Annotated in this window: 23 protein-coding genes; 11 read left to right on the forward strand and 12 right to left on the reverse strand. The window is 46.6% G+C overall.

From position 1 onward, the window contains the following. Nucleotides 1-10 precede the first annotated feature (10 nt). From glpK to lexA, 4 genes are all read right to left on the reverse strand, one after another. Complete coding sequence (gene glpK, locus HNY42_RS07020; RefSeq protein WP_131502973.1) at nt 11-1,528, reverse strand: glycerol kinase GlpK; 1,518 nt, start codon at nt 1,526-1,528, stop codon at nt 11-13. A 37-nt stretch (nt 1,529-1,565) separates the two neighbouring features. Then, nucleotides 1,566-2,270, reverse strand: coding sequence for an MIP/aquaporin family protein (locus HNY42_RS07025; RefSeq protein ID WP_131502972.1), 705 nt, complete (start codon nt 2,268-2,270; stop codon nt 1,566-1,568). Nucleotides 2,271-2,457: 187 nt separating this feature from the next. After that, the gene (locus HNY42_RS07030; protein WP_114596184.1) at nt 2,458-2,928 is read right to left on the reverse strand and encodes a metal-binding protein; all 471 of its coding nucleotides are present in this window, start codon (nt 2,926-2,928) and stop codon (nt 2,458-2,460) included. 30 nt (nt 2,929-2,958) lie between these two features. Next, complete coding sequence (gene lexA / locus HNY42_RS07035) at nt 2,959-3,573, reverse strand: transcriptional repressor LexA (protein WP_114596183.1); 615 nt, start codon at nt 3,571-3,573, stop codon at nt 2,959-2,961. 210 nt (nt 3,574-3,783) lie between these two features. Here lexA and HNY42_RS07040 point away from each other — a divergent pair, with 210 nt between their 5' ends. From HNY42_RS07040 to HNY42_RS07070, 7 genes are all read left to right on the forward strand, one after another. Then, nucleotides 3,784-4,071: a cell division suppressor protein YneA gene (locus HNY42_RS07040; RefSeq protein WP_026833384.1), complete on the forward strand. Its 288-nt coding sequence runs from the start codon at nt 3,784-3,786 to the stop codon at nt 4,069-4,071. Nucleotides 4,072-4,116: 45 nt separating this feature from the next. After that, nucleotides 4,117-4,770, forward strand: coding sequence for a YneB family resolvase-like protein (locus HNY42_RS07045; RefSeq protein ID WP_026828734.1), 654 nt, complete (start codon nt 4,117-4,119; stop codon nt 4,768-4,770). Between the two features lie 113 nt (nt 4,771-4,883). Continuing rightward, nucleotides 4,884-5,120 (forward strand): DUF896 domain-containing protein, encoded by a 237-nt coding sequence (locus tag HNY42_RS07050; RefSeq protein WP_012369999.1) that lies wholly within the window; start codon nt 4,884-4,886, stop codon nt 5,118-5,120. Between the two features lie 195 nt (nt 5,121-5,315). Next, nucleotides 5,316-7,304 carry a transketolase gene (gene tkt / locus HNY42_RS07055; protein WP_131502971.1) on the forward strand — a complete coding sequence of 663 codons (1,989 nt, stop codon included), beginning with the start codon at nt 5,316-5,318 and terminating at the stop codon, nt 7,302-7,304. A gap of 108 nt (nt 7,305-7,412) precedes the next feature. Next, a complete protein-coding gene (locus tag HNY42_RS07060) occupies nt 7,413-7,643 on the forward strand; it encodes a YneF family protein (protein ID WP_012370001.1) in 231 nt (76 codons plus the stop codon). A 118-nt stretch (nt 7,644-7,761) separates the two neighbouring features. Further along, on the forward strand, nt 7,762-9,519 hold the full coding sequence (locus tag HNY42_RS07065) for an ABC transporter transmembrane domain-containing protein (RefSeq protein WP_188005320.1): 1,758 nt from the start codon (nt 7,762-7,764) through the stop codon (nt 9,517-9,519). Further along, the gene (locus HNY42_RS07070; protein ID WP_131502969.1) at nt 9,509-11,275 is read left to right on the forward strand and encodes an ABC transporter ATP-binding protein; all 1,767 of its coding nucleotides are present in this window, start codon (nt 9,509-9,511) and stop codon (nt 11,273-11,275) included. The genes HNY42_RS07065 and HNY42_RS07070 overlap by 11 nt, the downstream gene beginning before the upstream one ends. Before the next feature lie 54 nt (nt 11,276-11,329). On the opposite strand, the gene HNY42_RS07075 is transcribed toward HNY42_RS07070, so the two are convergent. Continuing rightward, the gene (locus tag HNY42_RS07075) at nt 11,330-12,223 is read right to left on the reverse strand and encodes an SH3 domain-containing protein (protein WP_188005321.1); all 894 of its coding nucleotides are present in this window, start codon (nt 12,221-12,223) and stop codon (nt 11,330-11,332) included. A 417-nt stretch (nt 12,224-12,640) separates the two neighbouring features. After that, nucleotides 12,641-12,838, reverse strand: a complete 198-nt coding sequence (locus tag HNY42_RS07080) for an aspartyl-phosphate phosphatase Spo0E family protein (RefSeq protein ID WP_131502967.1) — start codon at nt 12,836-12,838, stop codon at nt 12,641-12,643. 214 nt (nt 12,839-13,052) lie between these two features. Here HNY42_RS07080 and HNY42_RS07085 point away from each other — a divergent pair, with 214 nt between their 5' ends. Together HNY42_RS07085 and HNY42_RS07090 are read left to right on the forward strand one after the other, a co-directional pair. Next, a complete protein-coding gene (locus HNY42_RS07085; protein ID WP_026828727.1) occupies nt 13,053-13,751 on the forward strand; it encodes a cytochrome c biogenesis CcdA family protein in 699 nt (232 codons plus the stop codon). Nucleotides 13,752-13,766: 15 nt separating this feature from the next. After that, nucleotides 13,767-14,249 carry a CcdC family protein gene (locus tag HNY42_RS07090; RefSeq protein WP_114596177.1) on the forward strand — a complete coding sequence of 161 codons (483 nt, stop codon included), beginning with the start codon at nt 13,767-13,769 and terminating at the stop codon, nt 14,247-14,249. Nucleotides 14,250-14,281: 32 nt separating this feature from the next. On the opposite strand, the gene HNY42_RS07095 is transcribed toward HNY42_RS07090, so the two are convergent. Next, nucleotides 14,282-14,707 (reverse strand): DUF2621 family protein, encoded by a 426-nt coding sequence (locus tag HNY42_RS07095; protein ID WP_026828725.1) that lies wholly within the window; start codon nt 14,705-14,707, stop codon nt 14,282-14,284. Between the two features lie 92 nt (nt 14,708-14,799). Between HNY42_RS07095 and HNY42_RS07100 the strand changes: the two genes are divergently transcribed. Next, the gene (locus HNY42_RS07100; RefSeq protein ID WP_114596175.1) at nt 14,800-15,123 is read left to right on the forward strand and encodes a hypothetical protein; all 324 of its coding nucleotides are present in this window, start codon (nt 14,800-14,802) and stop codon (nt 15,121-15,123) included. A gap of 39 nt (nt 15,124-15,162) precedes the next feature. Here HNY42_RS07100 and HNY42_RS07105 read toward each other — a convergent pair whose 3' ends face one another. The 3 genes from HNY42_RS07105 to HNY42_RS07115 form a co-directional block, all read right to left on the reverse strand. Continuing rightward, nucleotides 15,163-16,464, reverse strand: a complete 1,302-nt coding sequence (locus HNY42_RS07105; protein WP_188005322.1) for a VOC family protein — start codon at nt 16,462-16,464, stop codon at nt 15,163-15,165. A gap of 23 nt (nt 16,465-16,487) precedes the next feature. Further along, entirely contained in the window at nt 16,488-17,501 is a 1,014-nt protein-coding gene (locus tag HNY42_RS07110; protein WP_131502965.1) for a hypothetical protein, read from the reverse strand. 91 nt (nt 17,502-17,592) lie between these two features. Next, nucleotides 17,593-18,027 (reverse strand): RrF2 family transcriptional regulator, encoded by a 435-nt coding sequence (locus HNY42_RS07115; protein WP_251138675.1) that lies wholly within the window; start codon nt 18,025-18,027, stop codon nt 17,593-17,595. Nucleotides 18,028-18,174: 147 nt separating this feature from the next. Between HNY42_RS07115 and HNY42_RS07120 the strand changes: the two genes are divergently transcribed. Next, nucleotides 18,175-18,975, forward strand: a complete 801-nt coding sequence (locus tag HNY42_RS07120) for a hypothetical protein (protein ID WP_131502963.1) — start codon at nt 18,175-18,177, stop codon at nt 18,973-18,975. 135 nt (nt 18,976-19,110) lie between these two features. On the opposite strand, the gene HNY42_RS07125 is transcribed toward HNY42_RS07120, so the two are convergent. Next, nucleotides 19,111-19,404: a hypothetical protein gene (locus HNY42_RS07125; RefSeq protein WP_188005323.1), complete on the reverse strand. Its 294-nt coding sequence runs from the start codon at nt 19,402-19,404 to the stop codon at nt 19,111-19,113. A gap of 340 nt (nt 19,405-19,744) precedes the next feature. After that, nucleotides 19,745-20,992 (reverse strand): MDR family MFS transporter, encoded by a 1,248-nt coding sequence (locus tag HNY42_RS07130; protein ID WP_188005324.1) that lies wholly within the window; start codon nt 20,990-20,992, stop codon nt 19,745-19,747. Nucleotides 20,993-21,173 lie beyond the last annotated feature (181 nt).

The raw sequence follows: 21,173 nt of genomic DNA on the forward strand, positions 1-21,173 counted from the left end.
AGTAAAGAAATCAGGCGTTGACTTCTTTTTTGTTCGGTTTAAACGCCATTGTCGCTTCGACCGCTTTTTGCCATCCGGCATAACGCTGTTCGCGATCGTCTTCTTTCATTTCTGGTTTGAACTGACGGTTGAGTTTCCATTGTTTTTTGATTTCAGCTTTGTCTTTCCAGTAACCGACTGCGAGACCAGCAAGATATGCAGCACCGAGAGCTGTTGTCTCATTGATTTCCGGACGGTCAACCGGTACACCTAAGATATCCGACTGGAACTGCATCAAGAAGTCATTCGAAACCGCACCACCATCAACACGCAACGTTTTTAGTTCGATGCCTGAATCTTTTTCCATTGCCGTCAAGACATCACGTGTCTGATAAGCAAGGGATTCGAGAGTCGCGCGGACGAAATGTTCTTTCTCCGTTCCGCGTGTTAAGCCGAAAATCGCGCCACGAACGTCACTATCCCAGTACGGGGCACCGAGTCCGACGAAGGCAGGAACGACGTAAACGCCTTCTGTCGAATCGACTTTTAACGCATAACCTTCTGAATCCTTCGCGTTTTTCAACATCCGTAAGCCGTCACGCAACCACTGAATCGCGGATCCGGCAACGAAGATTGATCCTTCGAGTGCATATTCGACTTTTCCGTCGACACCCCAGGCGATTGTCGTCAGTAGACCGTGGTCAGACGAAACGGCTTTTTCACCAGTGTTCATGAGCATGAAGCAACCTGTACCATACGTGTTCTTTCCTTCACCCGGTTCGAAACATGTTTGACCGAAGAGAGCAGCTTGCTGGTCACCGGCAATTCCGGCAATCGGAATTTCGAAGCCGAAGAAGTGATACGGAACGGTATTGTCATACACTTCACTTGATTGACGGACTTCCGGTAACATTGATTTTGGAACTGTCAGGATTTCAAGCAACTCATCATCCCATTTTTGTTCGTAAATGTTGTACATCAATGTCCGGGAAGCGTTTGTATAGTCTGTGATATGCGTTTTTCCACCAGACAGCTTCCAAACGAGCCATGTGTCGATTGTTCCGAATAGAAGTTCTCCGTTTTCTGCCTGTTCCCGTGCCCCTTCAACGTTATCCAAAATCCACTTCACTTTTGTCCCTGAGAAGTAGGCGTCAATCAGAAGACCTGTTTTATCACGGAATGTTTGGTTCAGACCCTGTGCATTCAGCTCATCACAGATACCGGATGTTTGACGGGATTGCCAGACAAGCGCGTGATAGACAGGTTTACCTGTTTCTTTGTTCCAGACGACCGTCGTCTCACGTTGGTTCGTAATTCCGATACTTGCGATTTGGCTCGGTTTGATATCAGCCGTTCCGAGAGCATCCGCCATGACAGCGAGGATTGATCCCCAAATTTCATTGGCATCATGCTCGACCCAGCCCGGTTGCGGGAAGTATTGTTTGAATTCACGTTGCGCAGAGTTCACGATTTGACCATCGTGGTCAAAAATAATGGCGCGTGAGCTTGTTGTTCCTTGGTCGAGTGCTAAGATGTACTTGTTTTCCATGCTGAAATCCCCCTTGAGATGTAGGTGTCAAACAAAATCAGTTTTGCAGCAGTTGATACAGCAAGACGGCTACTCCACCACCGATAATCGGACCAACGATTGGAATCCACGAGTAACCCCAGTCAGATGAACCTTTTCCTTTAATCGGTAAGATAGCGTGTGCAATCCGCGGACCAAGGTCACGGGCCGGGTTGATGGCATATCCTGTTGTACCACCGAGCGAGAGACCGATGACGACGACAAGAAGACCGACGATGAATGGTTTCAGTCCGTCACCAAATGTTGTCAGACCAAATGACAGGATTCCGAATACCAAGACAAACGTCCCGATGATTTCTGAAATCAGGTTTGACGGTGTATGGCGAATCGCCGGACCTGTTGCGAACACACCCAGTTTTGCTGCTTGATCATCAGTCGCTTCAAAGTGTTTCATATAATGAAGCCAAACGAGTACTGCACCGATGAATGCTCCGATTAATTGACCGGCGATATAGACAGGTACGTCTGCCCACGGTAAATCGGAATTCATGGCAAGCGCCAATGTCAATGCAGGATTGAGATGTGCACCACTCGAGGCAGCAATGTATGCTCCCGTCATGACGGCGAGACCCCAAGCGAATGTAATGACAATCCAGCCGCCGTTCTCAGATTTCGTCTTTCTCAAGACAACCCCTGCAACGACTCCGTCGCCGAGCAAAATCAGAATCATTGTTCCAATCAGCTCACTTGTAAAGTTACTCATGCAAAAACCCTCCCTTTGGATTAAAGCAAATAATGGCCTTTCCATTTAAACCTACATCTAATTGAGAACGTTTTCAATACAATTAATTCAAATCTTTGAATTAAAATTTCCTTAATTTATGTTTAAAAAAATGAATAATGGATACTAAAAAAATCCTTCGTTCATTTTTACAATGAACGAAGGATTTTCAACGACGCTTTTTCCGCTTCTTTTTTGTTCGAAAGAAGCTGCTGGAGTGATCAAGGACAATATGTATCGTACTGGCAACCATGACGCCGATGATGAAAGCAGGCATGGACGCGAACCAGGAATCGACCGTACTCGATTCAATGATTTTCAGGTACAGCGCCAAAAATAAAAGCGGAATCAGAAAAGCGGCGCTGTACATCAGGCGAATGAGATCGCCGATGATCAAACCGTGCGACCAGATGGAGCGGTGGGGCATGATTTTGACATAAGGCATCCAAAGGACCCGTAAAGGACCGTGCCGGTAGTAAGGTTCGGACTTCAAGTCGAGGTCTGGTGAAAGCCAAAGGGTGCCGACGGCGATGCCGACAGCGGTTGGAAGCCAATCCGTCTGCTGGGTTGCGACCGAATACGCAACATAGCCGGTTAAAGCAACGGTATTGACTGTATCGTGTACATTTCCAGAAGGCATAAAAAAAGACCAGCTGTGCTGGTCCCTCGCTTAGTGGATCGTCCGATATACGCCGATGACCTTGCCAAGAATCGAGACGTTATCGAAATACATCGGGTCCATCGAATCATTTTCTGGTTGGAGACGTACTTGTTGATCTTCTAAGAAGAACCGTTTGACAGTCGCTTCGCTATCTTCGGTCATAGCAACGACGATTTCACCATTCTCTGCTGTGTTTTGCTGACGAACGATGACCCGGTCACCGTCTAGAATACCTGCGTTGATCATCGACTCACCATCAATCGTCAACATAAAGACATTTTCGTTCCCGACGTAATGGGCAGGAAGCGGGAAATGTTCTTCAATGTTTTCGATGGCCGTGATTGGAAAACCAGCCGTTACTTTCCCGATGACGGGAATATGAACGATGGCTTCGTGATCTTCATCAGTTTTATCAAGCAATATCTCAATCGCACGTGGCTTAGTTGGGTCACGGCGAATCAGTCCGCGTTTTTCTAGACGATCCAAATGACCGTGTACCGTTGAGCTTGAAGCAAGACCAACAGCCTCACCGATTTCACGAACTGATGGGGGATACCCTTTCAGTTTCACTTGAGCAACGATGTAGTCAAGGATTTCTTGTTGTCGTTTCGACATTTTCCGCATATGAATTGCCACCTCTTTCCGGATTGGTTTTTTGAAGGTTATAGGAATACATGTTTCTAAAATCACTATAACATAGAACAAATGAGCGTACAAACAATTGTTCGACATTTTGTGTTGACCGAACACCGGTTCTTGGTTTAAGATGAGTTATGCGAACAATTGTTCCGAGAACATCTATTCTAAAAACATTTTTAACTGGAGGGATTTATCATGATGCATACGATTCGTACCCATGCCTTTTCCATTGTTTTTTATACGCTCAGCCTGGCTTTCATTCTTTTCCTTTTAACACCTCGACCGGACGAGAAGGTCGAGCAACTCTTGACGGCTTCTGTCACAGTCGATCAAAACGCGACCGTCGAACAGGTCGCCGAAGTCTATAATGACGGATCGATGACAGATCAGGAATATGTCGAGTGGTTGATCGAGAATAATGAACTGAAGACGACTCATGTCATTTCGAAAAACAAAATCGTTGTACCAATCGCGCAACAATGACAAACTGTAAAGGTTGTCAAAGAACGAACAGGGGTGTGAAGTACAGTGAAAGTAGTAATCTACTGTCGCGTCTCGACGGAAAAAGAAGCACAGGACAGCTCGCTTGAGCGGCAAAGATCGGAACTGTCGGGACTCGCTGCAACAAAAGGATTTGAAGTCGTGGAGATCATCACGGAAAAGGAAAGTGGTTATGACGTTGATCGGGAAGGGATGTTATCCGTTCTCGATTACGTCACACGTCAAGCCGTGGATGCCGTTCTCGTGACGGATGATACGCGGATCGGACGCGGGAATGCCAAAATCGCCATTTTACATACGTTCCAAAAACATCAGGTTCAACTGATGACGATGGAATCGGATGGCGAGTATAAACTGGCAGACGCCGAAGCGATGGTTCTTGAAATTGTATCGCTCGTCGAAGAGTATCAACGGAAACTGCATAATGCGAAAATTGCCCGCGGGATGCGACGGGCTGTCGAAAATGGATTTCGTCCCGAGCAGAACCTCAACCGTCAAGGTGAAAATGCCGGTCGGAGCCGAAAGGAAGTCCCGATTGAAGAAATCGTCCGGTTACGTGAGTTAGGACTGACATTCGCCGACATCGCGGTGACATTAAGAGGGATGGGACACGACATTTCGAAAGCGACCGTCAACCGGCGTTATCTGGAATATAAAGAAGTAGTCAGTACGTACGAATAAGGAAGTAAGTTTGATGCCTCAGCGGCGCATCAAACTTGCTTTTTTTTTTCGTGTCTTTTACAGTAAGGTTACTATTGAAAGCTCAACTTTGAGTCAACAGAAAGAGGGATATCATGTTATCACAAGAACAACTGGACCGGATTAACGAATTAGCCAATAAATCAAAAGTCGAACCACTGACTGATGCAGAAACAGCGGAACAAAAAGAATTACGGACTGCCTATCTGGAAGCATTCCGTGGTTCGTTCAAAAATCAGATGATGGGCATCAAAATCGTCGATGAAGAAGGAACCGACGTAACACCTGAAAAACTAAAGCAAGCGCAGGAAGAAGAACGGAACAAACAATAATGACAAAAGCTATGTCACTCATTGGGATGAGTGGCGTAGCTTTTTTTGGTGAAACGTTCGTAATATGTATCACGAAAGTGCCAAGAAAACGGCAATAGAGAGCGCATTCATTTCAATGTGACATACTATTTAGAAAAGTTGTATCACATTTGTGGGTATGCTAAAATGAGGAGGAATTTGTGAAAAAGAGAGAGGATGATTGTTTTGACGAACATGACAACAGTAGAATTATTAGCAGTAAATACGATTCGTACCTTATCAATTGATGCAGTACAAAAAGCGAACTCGGGTCACCCGGGAATGCCGATGGGTGCAGCACCGATGGCATTTACATTATGGGCGGATCATATGAACCATAACCCTAAAAATCCAGAATGGTTCAACCGTGACCGTTTTGTACTTTCAGCAGGACACGGTTCAATGCTTCTCTACTCACTCCTCCATTTATCAGGTTATGATCTCGCGATGGATGACTTGAAGTCATTCCGTCAATGGAACTCAAAAACACCGGGTCACCCGGAATACCGTCACACAGCAGGTGTCGATGCGACGACTGGTCCACTCGGACAAGGCATTGCGATGGCTGTCGGTATGGCGATGGCAGAACGTCACTTGGAAGCAAAATACAACCGTGACGAGTTAAACGTCGTCGATCACTTCACATACGGGATTTGCGGAGACGGTGACTTAATGGAAGGTGTTTCGGCAGAAGCGGCATCACTTGCAGGACATTTAGGTCTTGGCAAATTGGTTGTTCTGTATGATTCAAACGATATCTCGCTCGATGGCGATCTCGATAAATCATTCTCAGAAAACGTTCAACAACGTTTTGAAGCATACAACTGGCAAGTCATCCGTGTCGAAGACGGAACGGATCTTGATTCGATTTCAAAAGCAATCGAAGCAGCAAAAGCTGAAACAACAAAACCGACATTGATTGAAGTGAAAACAGTCATCGGATTTGGTTCACCAAACAAATCAGGTAAATCGGCTTCACACGGTGCACCACTCGGAGATGCGGAAATCAAGTTGACGAAAGCAAGCTACGTTTGGGATCACGAAGAATTCTACGTCCCGGAAGAAGTCAAAGACTTGTTCGAAGAACGCATTGTCAAACGTGGTGCTGATACAGAAGCAGCATGGACTGAGAAAATGGAACAATACAAAGCGGCGCATCCAGAATTGCATGCTGAACTTGTTCAAGCCATCAACAACGAATTGCCAAGCAACTGGGAAGCAGACCTGCCAACATATGATCTGACATCGAAAAAAGCGACACGTCAGACAAGTGGTGAAGTCTTGAACGCTCTTGCGAAAAACATCCCGTCAATCTTCGGTGGTTCAGCTGACTTAGCAGGATCAAACAACACGATGCTCAAAGGCGAAGCTGACTTCGACATCGATCCAAGCGGCCGTAACATCTGGTTTGGTGTGCGTGAGTTTGCGATGGCAGCAGCTGTCAACGGTATGGCGTTACACGGTGGTGTCATTCCTTACGGTGCGACATTCTTCGTATTCTCGGATTACCTCCGTCCTGCAGTTCGTTTAGCAGCGTTGATGGGTATCCAGTCGATTTTCGTCCTGACACATGACTCGATTGCTGTTGGTGAAGATGGTCCAACACACGAGCCGGTTGAACACTTGATGAGTTTCCGTGCGATGCCGAACTTGACAGTTTACCGTCCGGCAGATGGGAAAGAAACGATTGCCGCATGGAAAACAGCCGTTCAATCAACAAACAAACCGACACTTCTCGTCATGACACGTCAAGGATTACCTGAACTTGAAGGTACGACGGTTGAAGGCGCTGAAAAAGGCGGATACGTCATTGCGGGTGACATCAACAAAGCGGATACAATCTTAATGGGAACAGGTTCTGAAGTGCATCTGTTAGTCGAAGCACAAAAAGAACTTGGCGAAACGGCAGCAGTCGTTTCACTTCCATCATGGGAATTGTTTGAAGCGCAATCAGCAGAATACAAAGAATCAGTTTTACCAAAACGCATCACGAAGCGTCTTGCGATTGAAGCCGGTGCTTCACTCGGTTGGTATAAATATGTAGGAACAGAAGGACAAGTCATCGGAATCGATCGCTTTGGTGCTTCGGCTCCTGGAGATCTTCTGTTAAAAGAGTACGGCATGTCTGTCGAAAATGTCTTGAACACAGTCAAGCAACTCGGTTAATGAAGAAAGGTGCGCAAACGCGCGCACCTTTTTTTTGCATTATCTATGCAAAGGCTTTAAATTATAGTATAGTAAAAAGCGACGTTTGAAGTTAGAGGAGGAAGCAACTTGGCTACATGGATTTGGATTTTAATTGCCCTTCTTTGCTTGGTAGCTGGTGTCGCCCTTGGTTTTTATATCGCTCGTCGATACATGATGAACTATTTGGAGCAAAACCCACCAATCAACGAAGATATGATTAAGACATTGATGATGCAAATGGGTCAAAAGCCATCACAAAAGAAAGTCAACCAAGTGATGCGTTCAATGAGTGGTTCAATGAAATCACCGAAAAAATAACGACTTGTAAAAGGAGACCAATTTGGTCTCCTTTTGTTTGCTATTTTTTAGGAAGATGGCTAATCTAAAATGTGAGACTATTAGAAATACTCAATCGATTTAAAAAGGGGGGACTTGTATGGGAGTCTTCAGGAAACTGAGTTGGTTTTTCCGACTCGAATGGAAAGCATACAGTTTAGGCATCATTGCTTTAATTTTTGTTGCCGGACTGGAACTGATTCCGCCGAAAGTAATCGGTTCGACGGTCAACGGACTGAGCGAAGGCAGTTTGACGAAAAATGATTTATGGAAACTGGTCGCGACACTGGTGTTGATCGGGGTATCGACCTATGTGATTCGTTATTTTTGGCGGTTTTACATCTTCGGAGCGTCGATCCGGCTCGGCCGGTTGTTGCGAAGTCAGCTATATGGTCATTTTTCGGACCTGGATCAATCATTTTACAAGAAGTACCGCAGCGGGGATTTGATGGCTCATGCGACGAATGATGTACAAGCCGTCTCGATGACGGCAGGAGCCGGTATTTTGACACTCGTCGATTCCGTGACGATGGGCAGTTTCGTCATCATCACGATGATTACGACGATCAGTTGGAAACTGACGCTTGTTTCGTTGTTACCGATGCCGCTGATGGTTTATTTGACGTCACGGTACGGGAAGATGCTGCACTCCCGATTCCACGATGCGCAGGAAGCTTTTTCGGATTTGAATGACAAGGTCGCAGAAAGCGTCAGCGGAGTCCGCGTCTTGAAAGCAACAGGGGAAGTTGAATCGGATGTCGGAACGTTTACTTCGTTATCTGATGATGTCGTTCAAAAAAACCGCCGGGTCGCGAAAATCGATGCCTTATTTGATCCGACGATTTTCGGTTTGGTCGGCTTATCTTATATCATTGCCGTCGGATACGGCGCGTATTTATTACAGCAAGGGGAAATTCGGATCGGGGACATCGTGTCCTTCACTACATATTTGGGATTACTGACGTGGCCGATGCTTGCGTTCGGCTGGTTGTTTAATATCGTCGAACGGGGACGGGCTTCGTACGACCGGATTGAACGGATGCTTGCAATCGAACCGGAAATCAAGGATGCGAAAGAAGCGGCGACGACGGTTTCGTCCGCTGATTTACAAGTCGCGATTGATCGGTTTGTATATGAGACACAACCTGTGCTTGTGAACATTCACGTGACATTGACACCCGGACGGACACTTGGAATCGTTGGTCGGACCGGTGCCGGAAAATCGACGTTCGTTCGTCTGTTATCACGCGAATACGATGTCAAATACGGTTCGATTGCGATTGGCGGACAGGACGTCAAACAATTGACGCGGGAAACGGTCCGCAAGCAGGTTGCAATCGTTCCGCAGGATCATTTCCTGTTCTCTGCTTCGATTGCTGATAATATCGCCTTTGCGAAACCGGATGCATCGATGGAAGAAATCATGGAAGCTGCACGGATTGCTGCCGTTCACGAGGATATTCTCGGCTTTACGGAAGGCTATGCGACGATGGTCGGGGAACGGGGTGTCACATTATCCGGCGGTCAGAAACAACGGATTTCGATTGCCAGGGCGTTACTCGCGGATTGTCCGATTCTGGTATTGGATGATGCCTTGTCGGCGGTTGATGCCAAGACGGAGGAAGCGATCATCGAACACTTCCGGACAGCGGATAACGAACAGTCACAAATCATTGTCGCCCACCGTCTGTCGGCGGTTTCGCATACCGATGAGATCATCGTCCTCGATGCGGGTCGAATCATTGAACGGGGAACACACGATGAACTGCTTGCCCGTGACGGTTGGTATAAAGAAACCTACGACCGTCAGCAACTCGAATCACTCGTCGAACAGGGAGGTGGAACGCTTGAATCATGATATTAATGAAAAAGCGGTCTTACGACGATTGCTGGGATTCGTCAAACCGTTTAAAAAACAGGTGTTAGTCGCCTTTTTACTGTTGCTTGTGACGACCGGAGCAAAGCTCGGAGGTCCCTATCTCGTTAAAATCTTCATCGATGATTATGTCGCGGTCGGCAACTATCCGGTGCAGGAAGTGGCGTTATTGTTCGGCGTGTACTTACTGTTGCATACGACAGGGATCGTCGTCGATTATCTGCAGGCGTTTGAGTTCCAAAAAATCGCCTTGAAAGTCATTCAACGGCTTCGGATCGATGTGTTTCGCCACGTCATGCACTTACGGCTCGGTTATTTTGACCGGACACCGGCTGGCGTACTTGTTTCACGGATCACAAACGATACGGAAGCCATCAAAGAACTGTATATCGGTGTCTTGTCGACGTTCGTCCAAAGCGGGGTGCAACTGATTGGAACCTATCTGTTCCTTTACTTACTGGAACCGCGCCTCGCGACGATTGCGTTAGTCCTGTTACCGCTGTTTTATTTCATCATCTGGATTTACCGCCGTTATTCAACGAAATATTACGCTGAAGTCCGGGATTTGTTGTCGAAGATTAACGGACAGCTGAATGAATCGATCAACGGGATGGCAATCATTCAACAATTTCGCCAGGAAAAACGGTTGATGGCGGAATTTGAAGAGACGAACATCGCCCATCAGAACGGCCGTTACAAGAACTTGAAGCTCGACAGCTGGCTGCTTCGGCCAATCATCGAGTTGATGTTAGCGCTGACGATTGCGTCCTTGATTACGTACTTCGGTGTCCTGTCATTTTCACAAACGGTCCAGGTCGGGGTCGTATATGCCTTTATCAGTTACATGGAGCGGATTTTCCAACCGGTTCAGCAAATCATGCAACGTCTGTCTGAATTCCAACAGGCTGTCGTCTCGGCGGACCGTGTCTTTAAAGTACTCGATACGGATGAGCCGGAACCTGCGAAGACGATTGCGGGTGACGCTGATATTACAGAAGGACATATCGTCTTTGATAACGTCCGCTTCAGTTATGACGGAGAGAAGGAAGTTTTAAAAGGAATTTCGTTTGAAGCGAAGAAGGGTCAGACGATTGCCCTGGTCGGTCAGACGGGCAGCGGGAAGAGTTCGATCATCAATATCCTGATGCGTTTTTATTCCTATCAGTCGGGTCGAATCTTGATTGACGGGCAACCGCTCGAACAATTGCCGGAAGACGAACTGCGGCGCCATGTCGGACTGGTGTTACAGGATTCATTCCTGTTTACTGGAAGTGTCGCCGATAACATCCGGTTATTCGATCCCTCGATTCCATTCCAAAAAGTCGAGGAAGCAGCCCGTTTTGTCCAAGCAGATGGCTTCATCAATCAGTTGGACGAGCAATATGACAGTCCGGTCGCAGAGCGGGGAGCGACGTTTTCTGCCGGGGAACGCCAGTTGGTCTCGTTTGCCCGGACGATGGCGCGGGATCCGAAAGTCCTGATTCTCGACGAAGCGACAAGTTCAATCGATACGGAAACGGAAGAAAAAGTTCAAGTCGCCTTAAAACGCATGCGACAAGGGCGAACGACGATTGCGATTGCCCACCGGTTGTCGACAATCCAGGATGCGGATTTGATTTTAGTCCTGCACCAAGGGGAAGTCGTGGAACAAGGGAATCATCAGACGTTGATTGAAAAGAACGGATTGTATAAAAAAATGTATGAATTACAATCCGGACACGTTTCATCCGTTTCGTAAGACATAAAAAAGCCTGCCAGGCGATCTCGCCCGGCAGGTTGTTTGTGTTTAAAATTAGTAGACAGTAACAGTGACGTTTTGACGTCCCCAGTTGAGTGCTTCTTGTTGTGAACCAACGAGAAGGTCAAGTTTGTTACCTTGGATAGCGCCGCCACGGTCAAGTACGATGGCTTCACCGATACCAGAGATGTGCATGCGTGTACCAATTGGGTATTGAGCTGATGCTGCAACGATACGCATACCATTGTACGTGATCGTGTTTGTAACATCATAACCGCTGGCAGTCAATGCGCGACCGTTGTAAAGGCGGCTACCGTTATTTGATGGATCAGTTGTGTACGCTGTAACGTTCATTGTTACTTTCGTACCTGATTTTGCTGCTGTTGTTTGTTTTGTTGCTACAGCTGGTTGAGCTGCTGCTTTTGGAGCTGCTTTAGCAACAGGTGCTGCTGGAGCTTTAACAGCTGGAGCTTTTGCTGTTGAACCTGCTAAAGTTGTATAATCGCTGTGTACGTAACGAGTTTTTCCGTCGATTGTTGTTTTGATCCAAGCACCGACTTTGCTTTCTACGTTAACGGACTGGCCTTTATACAAGTTGCCAACGTCTTTAGAGTTTGTAGTAGGTTGCGTACGAACGTTTAATACTGCCGTAGTGACTGTAGCTTTTTTAAAGTCGAATGAAGAACCGGCTGAAGTGTAAGCACCGTGTACATAACGTTTTTGGCCATTGATGTTTGTTTGAATCCATGCACCAGAACGTCCTTCGACATTTAATTTTTGACCTTTATATACGTTACCTACATCCGCTGATGCCGTAGTAGGTGCTGTCCGTACATTTAATACCGCTGTATTTACTGTTACCGTCTCTGAGGCAGCCTCTGTCTCTTGGGCGAATCCTACTGATAGAGCCGTTGCTGCAAGACCTGCAGCGAAAACTGCTTTTTTCATTATTGATGTCCTCCTGACATATGCTGTGTTTACTGTTCCTACTTTACACGGCAATTCAGGGTTGTGCGTTTACAGGTCAGAGTCATTCAAGTTACAAACCGGGCTAGTATGACAAACAGATTGCAAAAATGCATGTTTTGTCACGTCTAGGTCATAATGCTTGGAAAATTAAAGTGGAAGTAGGACTTTAGGCATGGTAAAGAGGAAATATTCTAATTATTCACCTAACTAAAGACTCAAAAAAAGAATCGGATGAAGAAAGTAAAGAAAGAATTAAAGATTTTTTAAAACATAAAACAAAAAAACGCATTATATAGAAGAAACACGAAAAAGCCGCTGACGAATACCATACGTCAACGGCTTTTACATCAGGCTATATGGACGACTGTCGTGTTGTTGCGACAACAAAACAATGTTTTATCCTAAAACAGATTCGTTCGTACGGGAAGGATACGTGTACTTCTGAACGAAACGGGAGTATTCCAGTAATAATAAATCCAGTTCATGACTCAGTTTCAACACATGAGGGGAGGTGAAACTAGACCGATCCGCTTGATGATACAGTTCACTTCGTTTTGCCTCGATTGCTAAAGTCAATAGATGTTGGCTTGTCATAGGATCCTCCCTTACATTGATGTCATATCCATATTCTAGCAAGTGGTTTCTGGCAGTGCAACGACATTTCATCTGTTTTGAGGAAATGTAATTTTTTTGTAATTTCAGTTGTCATGAATCTTTTTAATCTTTCGGAAGATAATAGGTGCTAAATGTCGATTAGTTTGGCAAAATAGAGAAGGAACTTCTTCTTAATTAGAAAGGAGCTGCTGAAATGGAGCTCTCGCTTTGGTTAGCGTTTGGTGCAGGGTTATTGTCATTTGTCTCACCTTGTACGCTTCCGTTATATCCGGTGTTCCTCTCATACATTACCGGTGTTTCTGTAACGGACTTAAAAGAAAAAGGGGTCAGAGAAAAACGGTCACTGTTGCATACAGTAGCGTTTTTGGTTGGATTTGCAATGGTCTTTGCTGTTCTTGGCCTATCGACTTCCTTATTAGCGGATGTTTTCATTACCTACCGTGACACATTGCGGATGGTCGGCGCGCTCGTGATTTTCGTATTTGGTGTGGTATTGCTTGGATTGTGGCAACCGACATTCTTGATGCGTGAGAAAAAACTCAATTTAGGTGAACGAAAGGGCGGGTACATCGGTACGATCCTTGTCGGAATCGGTTTTGCTGCCGGATGGACACCATGTACGGGTCCGATTTTGGCAGGTGTCATCGGACTGGCAGCGACGAACCCGAGTCAAGGCATGTTGTATATGCTGTTTTATGTGCTCGGATTCTCGATTCCATTTTTATTGATGGCCTTTTTCGTCGGTCGTTCGAGATTATTCGTTCAATACAGTTTAAAGATGACAAAATTCGGTGGAGCATTGATGATGTTGTTCGGAATCGTCCTGTATTTTGACGGACTCAGCGCATTTGCTGCATGGATGAGTGATATCGTAGGATTCACTGGATTTTAACAAGGAAGTGATGGGATGATTTGGGTATCAACAGGGGTTGCGCTCGTCATGGGTTTACTGATCAGCTTCATTCGTGTCAAAGCTTCGGCTAAACCGACGAACGCTAAAAAAATCTTAATCCCGCCCTTCGCCATGTCGACCGGGATGCTGCAGTTTTTATATCCGGCATCACGTCTGACCTGGACGGAAGTGGCAGAAGCGTTATTGATCGGGATGATCTTCAGTATTTTTTTGATCAAGACGTCTAATTTTTACGAAGCCGAAGGACAAATTTATTTGCAACGGTCGAAAGCCTTTTTCATCGTCCTGTTCGGGATTCTGATTGTCCGGACCGTCGCGAAGTTTGTCATCGGCGGGCAAATTGATATTTTTGAGACGGGCGGAATTTTTTATCTCGTCGCCTTTGGGATGATTGTGCCTTGGCGGATTGCGATGTACCTGAAGTATAAGCAGGTTAAGTCGGGAATCGTTCCGGTCAAACATTTACCGCAAAACTAAAAGGAAGGATTCTCGCGAGAGAGTCCTTCCTTTTAGTTTTGGAAATAAAGTTCGTAATCCCGCCAATCGATGGCGTGTTCGCGTAAGGCTTTTTTCAAGAATTTATGATCCCGTTTCGGTGTCGCAGAAATATAGCCTTTGACGACCAGTTCGGACGTCATTACAGATGCGCGTTCTTCCAGTGCGAACTGACCGATCCGTCCCGCGATCTTTCGGCGTGCCACATCCCGAAAAGCAGCCGGAACAGGCATAACCAGTGCATTTAATAAATCAAGTGTTTCATCCGTCCATAAATGGCGGGTCTGATCGATGTATTCATCTTCCCAGTCCATCATCGATTTGCCGTCTTCTTTCGGAAGTTTCTTTAGGAACTTCCGAAACATGAAGAAACCGCCAATCGCCATCAATGTGATCATGATAAAGCCCCAGAGCAAAATTCCATTCATGAACCATGCCATCCGTGACTCATCCCCCTTTCAACATCACTTATACATTAGCATAATTTTTTTTGTCATGCTATGATAAATGACGGAGAAAGTGAGGCGGAACGATGTTACAACCTTATGTACAATTGGATGAGTCCGGACGACCTCAAAAAGGTCTGTTGCCGGAGACAGCGGACGGTCGTGTCGTCGAATTTTATTACGATACGAACGGAACGGACATCACGGTCGTATTCGTGACGATTCCGGTTCAGGATACGAGCCGGAAGCGGGCGTTCACGGTCGGAAAAACGTTTAAGACGATTTCGACGCTCGAGGACTTTACATTGGTACGATACGACTTGACGGACCATAAAATCCTCGCGACACTCGAGATGTTTGCCGATGGATCGAAGCGTCAAATTGATGCTTCGAGATTGCTCGACTATTAAAGAAGGAGGAGACGCGGATCGCCGCGACTCCTCCCTTTTTTAATGTTGAATCGAAATCATGTCGTCTTCCATCGAGACCTTCCCGCCGATCGGGAAGGTGAAGAGCGGCATCGTATGACCGAAGTCTGCTCCGGAGATGACCGGAATCGATGAGAGAGCAGGGTACAGGCTGACCAGATAACGCAGGTGTTCATCTGTCATCTGAGTTGCGAGCTGAAAACGACCAAAGACGATTCCTCGAATTTGATCTGCCCCGGGCTGTGCCATCAAAGAAGTAAAATCACGGGCAAATGTCGCCGGATGGACTTCGTAATCATCTTCAAGGAACAGGATACTGTCACGTAAGTCCGGGAAGTACGATGTACCTTGTAACAGATTTAACGTACAGAGGTTTCCGCCAAGCAGACGTCCTGTCGCAGAACCGGACGACAGGACGACAGGTCCCGGATTCGAAAGCGTTACATTTTTTCCTTCGTACTGATCATGCCAATTGACACTCGGCTCAATCAGCGTCGTTCCGCTTTCGAATAAAACCTTCACGAACGACTGTAACGTATAGGCATCGCGGGAGGCGAGTGCGCGTAACATCGGTCCGGAATAGGTAACGAGTCCGCTTTGCGTCAGGAGTGCCTGACTAAGCGCCGTAATGTCGGAAAAACCGCAGAGAATCTTTGGATTGTTCCGGATTAAATCGTAGTCCAGCCCGTCCAGCAATTCATTGGAACTAAATCCACCGCGGACACATAAAATCGCATCAATCGATGGATCGGCGAACGCGGTGTGGAGATCGTCCAGGCGGCATGCAGGATCACTCGAACCAAACGGATTCAAGGCCCGGGCATGTTGACTGATCGAAACCCGTAAGCCAAACGATTCCAAAACCGTAATTGCCTGATCGAGGATATTTGACTCGACTGTCGCGAGACTTGAGGCCGGTGCGAGCAAACGAACGTGGGAACCGTTCGTCAGCCGTTTCGGGACGATAACGGGAATTTGCTGTTCAATGCATTCAATCCGGTTACCGAACGGGTCATTTGTAAACAAACGTCGGCGTGGTGCCAGGCGGTCATCAAACTGAACAGGGTATCCGTCAGTCTGTAACCGGTTTGCCAAGTCATCCAGATGCGAAAAGGTCAGACCCGGATGCGCTTTTGTGGCAGGATGAAACGGCTCTTCGATACCGAGGTGAAGCAAGGCAGCGTGCGATTCAAACCAGACACCACCGCTTGCTTTGACACCGGACGGTTTGTCAACTTCCTTCATATGTAAAAGCCCGGCATAAAAAGCCCGAGCCTGTTCTTCCGAGTTTCTTGGGGCAGCTAACTGTACATGATCTAACATTCTGACACGTCCTCTCAAGAAAATTAAACGATGAATTCTGTGACCCGTTTGAGTTCCCGTTCGACGAAATTCAAATAAAAATGTCCGTCAATCCGTCGATCCAGTTCCTGGGCGACTTCGTAAATATTGGAGCGCAGTACTCCGAGATAGGCAACTTCGGCATGACGCGCAGCACGGTAGGACGCTGCATAGTGGGCGAGCAGGAATTGCAGGTAACCACGGTCCGTCAATAATGGAATCAACTGTTTTTTCTCTTCCATCGACCAGACGTACTTGTCGTCGTAATACATTGCGGCATAGAGGTGGTACGGTTCATCGCCGCCCGTAAAGAGCGGTTTAACCCGTTTGACTTCTTGGATCAATCGTTCCGTCCAATCAAACCGGTCTTTCTTCCGACTGATGAATAACGGAAGGATAAACGGATGGGCTTGATCGGGCATACGCGAACAGCCACGCTCATGGCGGATTGCGGCATACAGTAACAAGGCCCGGTCTTCGTAACCGCGTTCAATCGCATATGTCATCCGGCTGAAACCTTCGCAAGACGGGCAGTCACTTAATTCATCGGACGGAGCGTCAATCCATTCGGAAAGATAGTGGTCCGCCTGTTCTTCGTCACCGAGTTTGCTGTAAATCATAAAGCCGATATAATCCCGTGTCCGGGCAAAGCCGTGAGTGTCACAAAAATCAACGAACCGGTCAAAGTCTTCTTCTAACAAGGCAACAGGCATATCCTCCTGTTCGGCTGCATAAATTAAATAGGATTTATAATTCCAGTACAGGTCAAGTTCCTGTTTAGGGGTTAATGTCAATTCGTCTTTTCGGACCCAATCCATCAAAAGGGAAAAGGAAACTAAAAAAGAGCGGAAGTGACCCAAATCGAATTGGTTTTGAGAAAACGTCCATAAGGCAAGGGGACGGAGTGTCGCATCAGTCGTGTCTTCAAAAATGGTCCAAAGTGATTCACCACGTTCGAGTGACGGATCTGCCTCTTTTAAACGGAGATATAAAGTGTTGAGTTCTTCGTGAGGGTTCATCTGTACCCCTCCTTTCTTATATGAGTATACCACGCACGGATTCAGATGACGTCACGGATGTCTGTCGACAAAAAAATGATTCCGCCCACGATTAGTCGCGGCTCGGAATCATTTCAAGGATTTGTCGATGTGTGGAACTCGTTGGATGAAGTAAATCATTTATCGTGTAACTGTTCAAGACTTGATGAAACGCAGCAATCGCGTCATCAAAAGCGTCGCGTGCAGGGTCTAAAGAAGGGAGCTCGGACATCCCCTCGAGTGGATCTAAAAAGTGAGTTGTTGGTTCAAACAATTGCACTACGTCACCGATATAAATTTCATCCGGCGGGCTTGCCAAACGGAATCCGCCACCTCGACCTCGAACAGAATGAATCAATCCATTTTGTCCTAACCGATAGACGACTTTCATCAGATGATTTTTTGAAATGTCGTAACAGTCCGCTACTTCCTGAATTCGGACCAATCGATCAGAGTTTGCCCCGGCAAATAACAGGGATCTGATTGCATAATCCGTATAACGTGTCATGCGCATTTTCCTCACCTACTTACCTACACATCTTAGAGAAGTTTAATAGGAAGTACAAGTTTGAATGTGCATATCTAAAGATGCATTTTAGAGATTGAATTTAAAGAAAAGGTCGGGCATAATATACGAGGAAAGGTAGGTCATGTCATGCATTTTGATCAGGCATTACATTTATTACAATCGATCGGACCACAAGTGGATCAAAACGGCTTACGAATTGCCAGCCGTTTTTATAAACAGTTGGAAAATAAGTATAGCGCAGAACTGCAGGAAATAGGAAGTCTCGAGCTTCCATCGCAAAGTTTTGAGCTCCGGATCCTCCGATTGGCTCAACTTTTAAAACATGTCACGCATCAACATGAATCCAGTGAACTGTTTAAAATGGTCTTATTAAATGAAATCAGGCAAACCAAATCTTTTATCCTGACCTATCCGGATATCGTCAGTACCGAGATTGTCGATGCGGTCAGAGTGGAGCTTGGATTGTCATCGACGGACCCGGTGCTTGAAGCCTGGCAGATTGTCCATCATCAATTAGTCGAGACGTGCCGCCATTTTTGCAAATATAAGCAACAAGGTGACTGGTCTCGTCTTGGTGTCCTGCTCGTCGCGGAAGGGCATCATCTGGGTGCTATCATCGATGAGGCGCAATATGCGCTGATGAGTGGACGGACAACGACGATTTTACATGTCCGGACAACAAAACCGTCTTCAAAGAAGATGTTGTCAGATCTTAATTCACTCACAAAACAGGGCTTAATTTTTCATAGCATTCAGAATGAGGGATGGGACGAAGAAATTGAAAGTTTCCTGGAACTCATTTCAATAGACGATCCAATCGTTTTCGTGAGCGGCTCGAGTCGATTCATTGCCGAAGTACAACGAACGTTAGAACCTCTGCCCGTTATATTTGGTCCATTTGTTGCGGACGGTGTGTTGCCATCTTGATAGTGTTCGAAAATCAAGTCTGTCTTTTGGAACATTCGAAGCAGAAGCCATTTCCTACATGAGCTGTTTCGGGTTCCGGAATGCTTTGAATGTATAATCAATTTTTTCTCAGATAGGAACAGACCACCTATTTTGTCAAACGATCAGGAGGCAATAACGTGTCAGGGAAGTGAACGGGGCTTTTGTCATATAAACATGCGTATAGGAATCATCAAATGTAATCAAGGCAGAGACAAGATGAGACCGGATATGGCGACAAGAATGGCTTCGTCGTTGTGGTGTAATCAATTCGTCCCGATTGGAATCGAAGTCTAATAACAGTTGGAGCGGCTGCTCCGTAAAAATCGTCACCTGACAGCGGATCCCGACTCGTTGATAGTAATCGAAGATGCACTGGCGAACGGATAGCGCTCTTTTATGGGGAATCATCTGCATCGTCTCTCCCTTAAACCGGAACTGAAGCATCGCGATTCCTACGTTAATGTCCCGATCCTGACACTCCCACTCCCACCACGGAAGTAGTGGGCTTTCTGGCCTTAAATTCTGTAAAGGAGTTCATTTCCTGCTGTGGAGAGTAAATATCTCCACGGAAAACTTGTAAAATAAATACTACTATTTAATCATCAATACCCTTTCTCCTCCTCGAATATCATATAGGACGAAATTCCTTATTAAATCATATACATACGAAAACCCCAAACCGGATACTTTTGACGAGTGTCTGGTTTGGGGTTTCTATATTAAATGAGTAAAAAAAATCTACTTTAATTTATGCGGATTGAGACAACCGTTTCGCGCGTTGGATCGAGCGATCAAGCGCGAGATAAACAAGTCCGGACAGACAACAGGCGAGTCCGACACCGGCAAGTGCATATTGTCCGTTTCCGGAGTCAAGGAACAGGGATCCGAGGAGCGGCGCCGTCACACCACCGATTAGCCACTGGATACTGGCGGCACCGTTATACGTTCCGCGCAAATGTTCCGGTGCAATCAATGCGATGAATGTCATCTGGACCGGTGACATGATCATCTCACCGAGTGTATAGAGGGCGTAGATGACCAGTAAAATCGTGACGAGCACGATATAGCCGGTTCCGAGTGAAAACAGATAAGACGGAATGAACGCGAGTAAAATCATCCCGAGTCCGAAGATGCTAGCCCCGAGCAGCATGACTTTACCGAATGCTTTACCGGACAGGCGGGCAGCGACCGGGAACTGGAACAGGACGACCATGATGCCGTTCAGTCCCATCAGGTACGGGAACGGATTTTTATCGTTCGGCAGTCCCGGTAACGCTTCCTTCAGGAAAACCGGCAACATGCTTTCGACGAGAGCGAAGCCCATCGAGATGAAAACACCGGCGGCGATAAAAATCACGAAAACATGATCTTTGCGCAGGACGGTGAAGGCTGACAGTTTCGGCTCATCCTGCGTGTGTTCGATCTGATCCGGCTTTGTTTCCTGGATGAAGATCAACAAGACGAGTGCATACAGGAAAAACACGGCTGCAGCGGCATAAAAGATCAGCGACCGGTCGACGAACAGAACAGCACTTCCGATCAACGGACCAAACGCAGCCCCGACATTATGTCCCATCCGGAGTAGTCCGAATGATTCGTTGAGCCGCTCCGGCGGCGTGACATCAGCGACCATGGCGCTCGCTGCCGGGTGGAACAAGGAGTTCGTCAGACCGAGCAAGGCGTTCATCAGTAGTAACGGCCAAAACGAATCGGCGAACGAGAAGCCGATCAATGCGATGACATCGCCGACGATCGAAATGACCATCAGCGGTTTACGTCCGTACAGGTCGGCGAGATAGCCGCCAAGGAACGAACCGAACAGGGACGTGATTGGACCGGTCGCCATGATGAGACCGACTAAAAAATACGAATCGAGCTGTTCCGAGTAATAAAGAACAAGAAATGGTGCAATCATGAACATCATGACTCCGGTAATCGTTTCCCCGACGAACCGGATCCAAATGTTACGGTCAAGCTGTTTTAGTGCAGTAAACATAAACAAAACCCCTTATATTTCCGTTTTTAGACCATGAAAAAGACGGATACGCACAAATATGGGCATACCCGTCCTGATATAAGAGGGCAGCATGTACGTATACGCATACGTACACCCTGCTTAATTAAAAATTAAACGATTGGGTGACGTACAGTTGTAGCCAATACGTGAATCGATGGTT

The organism is Exiguobacterium sp. Helios, from assembly GCF_014524545.1.
Taxonomy (GTDB): Bacteria; Bacillota; Bacilli; order Exiguobacteriales; family Exiguobacteriaceae; genus Exiguobacterium_A.